Source organism: Noviherbaspirillum sp. (genome assembly GCF_035254685.1).
Taxonomy (GTDB): domain Bacteria; phylum Pseudomonadota; class Gammaproteobacteria; order Burkholderiales; family Burkholderiaceae_D; genus Noviherbaspirillum.
On record NZ_DATFAI010000035.1, the window covers coordinates 110228 to 119356 of the forward strand.

Consider the following 9129-nt stretch of genomic DNA (forward strand, 5'->3'; position numbering starts at 1 on the left):
TATCCAATCAAGGAGACCCGCAATGAATTTTCTCGATGGTTCGCTGTTCCCGGAAAACCAGCAAAAACTCGTCATCACCGCCGCGCCGTACGGCCCGGAGTGGATGCCGTCCGACTTCCCGGAAGATATCCCGGTCACGATGGAAGAGCAGATCCAGAAGGCCGTCGATTGCTACAACGCCGGCGCCACGGTCCTCCATCTGCACGTGCGCGAGCTCGATGGCAAGGGCTCCAAGCGCCTCTCCAAGTTCAACGAGCTGCTGGCCGGGATTCGCGAGCGTGTGCCCGACATGATCCTGCAGGTCGGCGGCTCCATCTCTTTCGCGCCGGAAAATGACGGCGACGTGGCCAAGTGGCTGTCCGACGACACGCGCCACATGCTGGCCGAGCTGACACCGACGCCGGACCAGGTGACGATCGCGATCAACACCAACCAGATGAACGTCGTCGAGCAGATGTGTGCGGCGGATATCGCCGGCACTTCGCTGGCCGATCCAGCCATGTACCGTGCCTATCGCGAAATGACGATCCCTGCCGGCCCTGACTGGGTCGAGGAGCATATCAGCCGCCTCTCGGCCAAGGGCATCCAGACGCACTTCCAGCTTGCCAACATCACGCAACTGGAAACGGTGGAGCGCATGATGCGCCGCGGCGTGTGCAACGTTCCGTTGATCCTGACCTGGGTTGCCATTGGCGGCGGCTTCGACGCACCGAACCTCTACAACCTGGCGAACTTCGTGCGCGCCTGCCCGGATGGTTCCGTGCTGACGCTTGAGTCTTCCATGCTGAACGTGCTTCCGTTGAACATGATGGCAATTGCCATGGGCCTGCATGTTCGCTGCGGCATTGAAGACAATATCTGGACCCAGCGCCGCGACCGCAAGATGGGTACGGTGGCACAGATCGAGCAACTGGTGCGCATCTCACGCGAGTTCGGTCGCGACGTCGCCAATGCGAAAGAGGCACGCGAGATCTACAAGATTGGCACCTTCTACAAGAATGCTGATGAAACCCTTGCTGCGAATGGCTTCGCGCCGAATCGCACGTAAGGCAAGGCCGGCGCTGCCTTGCGTGCGGCATAATCGCAAGGTGCAGCAAGCCCACGGGAAGCAGGTTTCCCTGCTTCCCGAGAAAATAGCATAACAAGGCCGGGCGACAGCGATCCTGCCGCCACGGCATCCTGCCCCAGGAGACAATCATGGCCCTTTCCATTGCCAAGGACCTGCCGGAAGCGCATTCCGCCGCACCATCGGTACCGCGGATCTATGCCTGGACGGTCTTTGCGCTGACGTTCGGATTGCTGCTGTCTGACTACATGTCGCGGCAGGTCCTCAACGCGGTATTCCCTGTCCTGAAAGCCGAATGGGCATTATCGGACACGCAGTTGGGTTCGCTCAGCGGCATAGTCGCCCTGCTTGTCGGCATCCTCACATTCCCTCTTTCTGTGGCGGCCGACCGCTGGGGCCGCGTCAAGAGCATCGTCCTGATGGCAGGACTGTGGAGCCTCGCGACGCTTGCGTGCGCTCTGGCAGGCAACTACAACCAGATGTTCGCCGCGCGCTTCTTCGTCGGCATCGGCGAAGCAGCCTACGGCAGTGTCGGGGTTGCGCTGATCCTGAGCATCTTCCCGTCGCACCTGCGATCCACGCTGACCGGGGCATTCATGGCAGGCGGCCCGGTCGGCTCTGTGCTGGGAATGACCTTCGGCGGCGTCATCGCCATGCAATTCGGCTGGCGCTGGTCCTTCGGCGTCATGGCTCTGTTCGGCCTGCTCCTGGTTATCCTGTATCGCGCGGTCGTTCGCGAAGACAGGATGACGCCATTATCGATTACCCCAAGGCGCAAGACGGCATCAGGCAAGGCCGCCGGCGACGACTTCCGCCGTCTCATGAAAGGTCTTTTCGGTTCGACGGCAGTACGCCTCGCCTACGTCGGGAGCGGGCTGCAGCTTTTTATCATGGCAGCGCTGGTCGCCTGGATGCCAAGCTACCTGAACCGCTATTACCACTTGCGCACTGACAAGGCCGCGCTGCTGGCAGGCGTGTTCATCCTGGCTGGCGCGATCGGCATGGTCTTGTGCGGCATTGTCACGGATCGCATAAGCCGCCATGTGCCGGAACGAAAGTGGTGGATGGCCGTAGCCTATTCCCTGATCTCCGGTGCGCTCCTGATGGTAGCGTTTCGCCTCCCTGCAGGAACGCCGCAGCTTGTCCTGATCGGCGCCGCCATGCTGGTGGTCGCCGGCACTTCCGGCCCGGCGGGCGCCATGGTGGCCAATCTCACCCCGACCGTGATCCATTCGAGCGCGTTCGCAACACTGACGCTTATGAACAACCTCCTCGGCCTGGCGCCCGGGCCATTCGTCACCGGGTTCATCGCCGATCGCGTCGGGCTCCTTGGTTCTCTGAAGATCATTCCGCTCGTCGCACTTGGCGCTGCTTCGGCGTTCGCCATTGGCAAACGCTATTACGCCAGCGACCTGAAGCACATCCAGGCACTGCAAAACTGAACGGAGCTATTTTTCGACCCCATCCCAATGAACGCTTCGCACACTCCTACCATTCTTATCGTTCCCGGCCTTCGTGATCATGTCGAGGATCACTGGCAGACCATCCTGGAAAAAAAGCTGCCGAATACCTGTTCGGTTCCCCCGCTCGAACATAACAAGCTCAGTCGTGCCGCGCGTGTCGAGGCGCTCGAGAAAGTGCTGTCACACATTGAGGGACCGGTCATCCTGGTTGCCCACAGTGCTGGCGTTATGATCACGGTTCACTGGGCGCAGCAGTACCGCCGACCGTTACAGGGCGCCTTGCTGGTTACTCCTGCGGACCTGGAGTCGCCAATACCCGCCGGCTATCCGACCACCGACGCTTTGCGCGACAACGGCTGGCTGCCCATTCCACGAACCCGCCTGCCCTTCACCAGTATGGTCGTCGCAAGCACGAACGACCCCCTGGGGCGCATTGAGCGCGTCACTCAATTGGCAAAGGAATGGGGCAGTACCATCATCAATGCCGGCGCAGTCGGTCACCTCAATCCTGCAGCTGGATTCGGCGCGTGGTCCGAGGCCGAAAATCTGATCCGTGAGCTCTGTTGACTGGAAGGCGCGGGCAGACAAAGCAAGTGGATCCCCAAGAGGTGCATAAACGCTTTTCAATGCCGAAGAAGTGAAACTCGGGTGCGTATCGGGAATACGCAGCTTGCGCTCACCACGGCCGACGTACTCAAGGTAACCATCAGCTATTCTGATCAGGTCTGATCAGGTCAATGCCAAGGGTGGAGTTACTGACAATCAGCTGAAGCTTGCCCTGCACAACGACGGCTATGATCCTAAAGAGACGGCCGGCATGGTCGAGAACATCGTCGCCAAGGGCCAAGTCATCGCGCTCGTCAATGGCGTCGGTATGCGGACGTGCACCCGCAAAAAGGATCATGTCATGACCCTTGAGGCCACTGAGCAAGCTAAGAGACCCGAGCGTGTCTTGTGCCCGGCCACAAGCCGTCGATCAGGCCCTGGCCGAACTGCGCCAAAAATCTGGCGCGGTTATCGAAACTGCGCCAACATAGCGCCGTAACCACGATAAACTGCGCCAGAAATCATGCCGAAAACCAAAGAGCTCCTGCAGAGCATTCATGCGTCCCCAGTCGGACTGACCTTGATGGAATTGCTTGCACAGCATCCCCAAGTGGCACGCCGAACCGCGCAGCGCCTGATCAGCGAAATGATCGCTGCAGGGCGCATCAGCGCACGCGGCGAAGGGCGTGCTCGCCGCTACTATCCGGTAAGCTCAACACGAACAGTCGCACAGACCAATCAATTTCCGGATTTCATTCCTCTGTCGGCCGACAGCAGGGATATCGTGGCCTACATCGATCAACCACTCGAAGCGCGCAAGCCAGTGGACTATCAGCGGGACTTTCTCGAGGCCTACCAGCCAAACAAGACCTGGTATCTGTCCGCCCCACTCCGGCGCCAATTGCAAAAAATCGGGCAGACACAGCAAGCCGATGCGCCGGCAGGCACTTATAGTCGGGCTATCCTGAGCCGATTGCTGATCGACTTGTCATGGGCGTCCAGCCATCTGGAAGGGAACACTTATTCCCGACTCGACACCCGTGAACTCATCGAGCACGGCAAGGAAGCACGCGGTAAGGCCGCCATCGAAACGCAGATGATTTTGAACCACAAGGCAGCAATCGAGCTCTTGGTTGACAACATCGAAGTGCCGAATTCAACCGATATACGCTGATGAACCTGCACGCCGCCTTGGCGGAAAATCTGCTGCCCAACCCTGCCGATGAGGGACGGATTCGCCAACATGCCGTGGATATCGGCAAGAGCGTCTATCGCCCCTTATCGGCCCCTCAACAAATTGACGACTTGCTGGACTTGCTATTGGCAAAAGCAAATCAGATCGCCGATCCATTCGAGCAGTCCTTTTTCGTGATGGTGCATCTGCCCTACCTGCAGCCATTTGCCGACATCAACAAGCGCACCTCGCGCTTGGCCGCTAACTTGCCGCTGTTCCGAGCCAATCTATGTCCACTGACCTTCCTTGATGTTCCGGAACATGCATACAACCGCGCCATCCTCGGTGTGTACGAAATGACGAGAGTAGAGTTGCTGCGTGACCTTTATGTCTGGGCATATGAACGCTCGACGCAAGAGTATTTGGCAATCAAACAGGAACTGGCGGAACCCGACCCGCTTCGCCTTGCCTGGCGAGAGTTGATCAAGCAGACCATCCATGCTGTCGTGACACAGCCTGATCACGAACCGCTGGATATCATCCGACAGGCGATCATCGGTCGCGTACCCGAGGTTGAGCGAGACAGCGTGCAATCGCTGATTGTGGAGGAACTCAGGCGGATACACGAGGGAGTCCTTGCGCGCTACGGCGTGAGACCGTCGGAGTTCCTTGCGTGGAAAGCCAGGCATGGACATTGACAGATGCAGGTTCAACTGTAGCGTGCGGCTCAGAGTGCAACCAGAGTACGTTCACTGAGGAGGTCCGTCGCATTTTCTTGCGGGGGAATATCTCCTCCGCGATATCGGGTGGGGCGAGTTGTGACTGTTCCCCATGCAAGACTTGCAGGTGATTCACTGCTGACTGACTCTGCACCAACTTCATCCATACTGATGAATCACAGCGTCAGCTCCTGCATGATTTCCCTGCCGATGCCGGCAAGGGGCACGGTCTTGGCCACCCCGCCGCGTTTTATCGCTTCCTTGGGCATGCCGAACACGACGCAGCTCGCTTCATCCTGCGCCAACGTACGGGCGCCGACATTGCGCATCTCCAGCAGGCCCGCGGCACCATCGTCGCCCATCCCGGTCATGATCACGCCCAGGGCGTTGGGGCCGGCGCACTTGGCAACGGAGCGGAACAGCACATCTACGGAAGGCCGGTGGCGGTTGACCAGCGGGCCATCGACGACCTCGACGAAATACTGTGCGCCCTGACGACGCAAGAGCATGTGCCTGCCGCCCGGCGCGATCAACGCACGCCCCTGGATGACGCGGTCGCTGTTTCGTGCCTCCCTGACCTCGATCTGGCAGATGCTGTCGAGGCGCGCGGCAAACGCCTCGGTGAATTTTTCAGGCATGTGCTGCACGACCACGATGCCCGGCGAGACGCGCGGCAAACCCACCAGTACCGCCTCCAGCGCCTGGGTCCCGCCGGTCGAGGTGCCGATCGCCACCACGCGTTGTGTGGTGCGCGTCATCGCGTCGCTGCCAGGCGGGGGAAGGATCACGCTGGCCGAGTGTTTTTCAACGATGACCGGCGGCGCGTGGTTCGACACAATCCGCCTGACGTTCGAGCGGGCGGCGGCACGCACCGCGTTCACCAGATCGTCGGCAGTGTCCTTCAGATGCTGCTTCAAGCCAAGCTTCGGCTTGGTGATGACCGCCACCGCGCCGGCGGCCATGGCTTCGATCGTCGTTTGCGCGCCCTTCTCTGTCAGCGTCGAACAGATCACGACCGACGTCGGGCGATCGCCCATGATCTTCTTCAGGAAGGTGATGCCGTCCATGCGCGGCATCTCGATGTCCAGCACGATCACATCCGGCCACTCGGTCTTCATGCGCGTCATGGCGAGCAGCGGATCAGCCACCGCGCCGACCACCTCGATGTCGCGCTCGCCCTCCAACAGCCCTGTTACGACCTGGCGCACCACGGCGGAATCGTCCACCACCATCACCTTGATACGCTTCATCTACGCGCTCTTGCGCTTGTGGAGCGCGGCCATGATCTTGTCGTACAGGTCTTTCGCGGAGAACGGTTTGACCACATAGGCATCGACGCCGAACTCCATGAAGGCGCGAATGATGTCTTCATTATCCGCATTGCCCGAGATCATGATGAACGGGACGCGGCGGTAATTCGCACGGGCCCGCATCCACTTGACCAGGCTGTTACCGTCGCCGCCCGACATCTTCCAGTCGCAGACCACGGCATCGAAGTGCTGGTCATTCAATCTGGCGATAGCCTCTTCCAGGCCGGATGCCTGTTCGACATGCACGAATGGATTGACCCGTTCGATGCCGGAACTCATCAGGAAACGATGTACCTGGACATCGTCCACCACGAGAATGCGTAGCTCCCTGGAATAATCAATGTTCATTGGCGGCTTGATCTGTCAGTTGAAAAGAAAAAGTGCCTGCCGCAACGTCCCGCAGTACCGGCGACAGGCGCGCGGCCTCGTCCGCGAGTCGCTCGCATGCCGCTGAAAAATCCTGCGGCGGCGCAGCTTTTGCCTGCGTTTCCAGCGCCACGCAGGCGGCATGGGCGGCATAGGCGGCAATGCAGCCGAGGCTGCTCTTGAGACGATGCGCCATGTCCTTCAGACCATCATTGTCCTGGCCGGACGCAAGATGCCTTATCGCGGGCAGGTCGGTATCGATCTGTTCCAGCACCAACCTTGCCAGCATCTGCAAGTGCACGGCATCGCCGTCAACGGTGGCGAGCGCTTCATCGAGGTCGAACACGGGCGGCTTGCGCGGCGCATCGGATGCTGACAGCACTTCCACCGCAGCGGTGCTTTGTACGCCACGCATTAATTCATCGATCTTGTCGAGCAGCGCGCGGCCCCGGATCGGCTTGGCAAGGTAATCATTCATGCCGGCCTCCATGACGATGTCGCGATAGCCCGTCATGGCATGCGCCGTCAGCGCAATGATCGGCGTGTGGATACCCAGCGCGCGGATGCGCCTGACCGCTTCCAGCCCGTCCATGACCGGCATCTGCACGTCCATCAGGATGAGGTCGAAGCGCATCGATTCCAGCAACTCAACCGCCTCCTTGCCGTTTTCCAGGGCGGTAACGCGATGCCCTGCCTTCTGCAGGACGGTAAGCGCGAACTTGCGGTTCACCTCATTGTCTTCCACGAGCAGGATTTGCAAGGGGGCCCTTATCAGCGCCGGTGGCAGTGTGGGTGCGGCCGGCCGAGCATCTTCTTGCGCAAGGTCGAGCCATATTTCGAAGGAGAACGTGCTTCCCTCGCCTGGCATACTCTGTAACTCGATCCGCCCGCCCATCAGGCCGACCAGCATGCGGCTGATTGCCAGACCGAGACCGGTCCCTCCGAACTGCCGGCTGGTCGATGCATCGGACTGCGTGAACGGCTCGAAGATCCGCTCGCGCTGCGCAGCGTCGATGCCGATGCCGGTATCCCTCACGGCGAAGGCTGTGAGAATCCGGCCGCCCTCGCGCTTGCGCGGAGCCACCTTCAGCATCACGCCCCCGGTCTCCGTAAACTTGAGCGCATTGCCCGCGAGGTTGAGCAGGACCTGCGAGAGGCGCAGCGGATCGCCCAGCAACCATTCCGGCATGTCGGGGTCGATGCACAAGTCGAACCACAAGCCTTTCTGCCGCGCGCGCACCATGAGCGGCGCGACCATCGTGTGCAGGCTGTTGCGAAGATCGAACGCAACCGATTCGAGCGTGAGCTTGTGGGCCTCGATCTTCGAGAAATCGAGGATGTTGTCAATGATGCCCAGCAGCCTTTCTGCGGACGAATGCGCATAGGAAAGGTACTGGCGCTGTTCCACCGTCAGGGTCGTGTCAAGCGCCAGTTCCATCATGCCCATGATGCCGTTCATCGGCGTGCGGATCTCATGGCTCATGTTGGCGAGAAATTCGGATTTGGCGCGCGTCGCCTCCGTCGCCTTGTCACGCGCCTCGATCAGATCGCGCTCGACGTGCTTGCGCTCGGTGATGTCTACCATGGTCAGGATAACGCTGGAAAGTGCCTGCTCATGGCCCGGTGTCACGAAACGCTTGACCATGATTTGCCGCACTGTACCGTCCAGTCTGACGAGCTCGCTTTCATGCTCGAACAGCACTTGTCCGTCGAACAGCGTCGACAGACGCTCCACGTAGCCATATAGCGCCGCTTGGCTGAGATAGCTGTCGAGGGTGAGCGGTATGTGTTTCGTGCTGTCAGCGCCGATCAATGCGAGCGCCGCATCGTTGAGATTGATAACGCGGGCAAGCGAGGCGAGTCGCCTGATCTCACCCGGGTTTTGTTCCAGCCACGGCCGCAGGTGTTCGACGCCTTTCTTGCGTATGGCGACCAGTGCTTGCTCGAGCCGCGACCAGTCCATTTCCCAGATCGGCACCGGTGCATGCCGATACAGGCTGCTGAAGCGTTCCTCGCTCTGCTTCAACGCCAGCTCGGTGCGGCGCCGCTGCTCGATCTCGTCATGCAGGCGGCGGTTCAATGCCATCACTTCGAAGGTGCGCGCGCAGACGCTGTCGTAGAAATCACCCAGCATGTCGATGAGGACATCGTGCAGGGGATCGCCGCCGCCATCCGCCTGCCCATCCGCACCACCCGAGCGCAATGCCATCATCTGCCTGATCAGCCGCGCATCCACCCCGGCGATATGCCACTTCACCAGGAAGCCCAGCAGATGGTCGACCACATCGACAAGTTGCGTTGCCACAAAGGCATCCGCCATGTTGATCAGTTCCGTAAAACTACTGTACGCCTTGGCATGCGCTTCCTTGTACGCGCGGTTGACGGGCCAGTCGCGGATCAGTTCCGACTCGGACTCGAAGTGGTGCAATGCATAGCGCCGCAAGTCGTCGAAAGCATTCCTCAGCTCGCCGTCTTCCGCGCCGCT

At 60.3% G+C, this 9129-nt stretch carries 7 protein-coding genes and 1 pseudogene; 4 read left to right on the forward strand and 4 right to left on the reverse strand.

The window, feature by feature from the left end; genetic code table 11:
• Positions 1 to 22 precede the first annotated feature (22 nt).
• The 3 genes from VJ698_RS15880 to VJ698_RS15890 all read left to right on the forward strand — a co-directional run bounded on the left by VJ698_RS15880 (position 23) and on the right by VJ698_RS15890 (position 3096).
• On the forward strand, positions 23 to 1048 hold the full coding sequence (locus VJ698_RS15880) for a 3-keto-5-aminohexanoate cleavage protein (protein ID WP_324103759.1): 1026 nt from the start codon (positions 23 to 25) through the stop codon (positions 1046 to 1048).
• A gap of 149 nt (positions 1049 to 1197) precedes the next feature.
• Positions 1198 to 2508, forward strand: coding sequence for an MFS transporter (locus tag VJ698_RS15885; RefSeq protein WP_324103760.1), 1311 nt, complete (start codon positions 1198 to 1200; stop codon positions 2506 to 2508).
• A 27-nt stretch (positions 2509 to 2535) separates the two neighbouring features.
• The gene (locus VJ698_RS15890) at positions 2536 to 3096 is read left to right on the forward strand and encodes an RBBP9/YdeN family alpha/beta hydrolase (RefSeq protein WP_324103761.1); all 561 of its coding nucleotides are present in this window, start codon (positions 2536 to 2538) and stop codon (positions 3094 to 3096) included.
• 139 nt (positions 3097 to 3235) lie between these two features.
• Here VJ698_RS15890 and VJ698_RS15895 read toward each other — a convergent pair whose 3' ends face one another.
• Positions 3236 to 3433, reverse strand: a complete 198-nt coding sequence (locus VJ698_RS15895) for a hypothetical protein (protein WP_324103762.1) — start codon at positions 3431 to 3433, stop codon at positions 3236 to 3238.
• A 165-nt stretch (positions 3434 to 3598) separates the two neighbouring features.
• Between VJ698_RS15895 and VJ698_RS24620 the strand changes: the two are divergent.
• Positions 3599 to 4947: pseudogene (locus VJ698_RS24620) on the forward strand (Fic family protein).
• 197 nt (positions 4948 to 5144) lie between these two features.
• Here VJ698_RS24620 and VJ698_RS15910 read toward each other — a convergent pair.
• The 3 genes from VJ698_RS15910 to VJ698_RS15920 all read right to left on the reverse strand — a co-directional run.
• Entirely contained in the window at positions 5145 to 6218 is a 1074-nt protein-coding gene (locus VJ698_RS15910) for a chemotaxis response regulator protein-glutamate methylesterase (RefSeq protein ID WP_324103765.1), read from the reverse strand.
• A complete protein-coding gene (locus tag VJ698_RS15915; protein ID WP_324103766.1) occupies positions 6219 to 6626 on the reverse strand; it encodes a response regulator in 408 nt (135 codons plus the stop codon).
• Positions 6616 to 9129: hybrid sensor histidine kinase/response regulator (locus VJ698_RS15920; protein WP_324103767.1), on the reverse strand; the 2514-nt coding region annotated here is incomplete at its 5' end. The genes VJ698_RS15920 and VJ698_RS15915, both read right to left, overlap by 11 nt.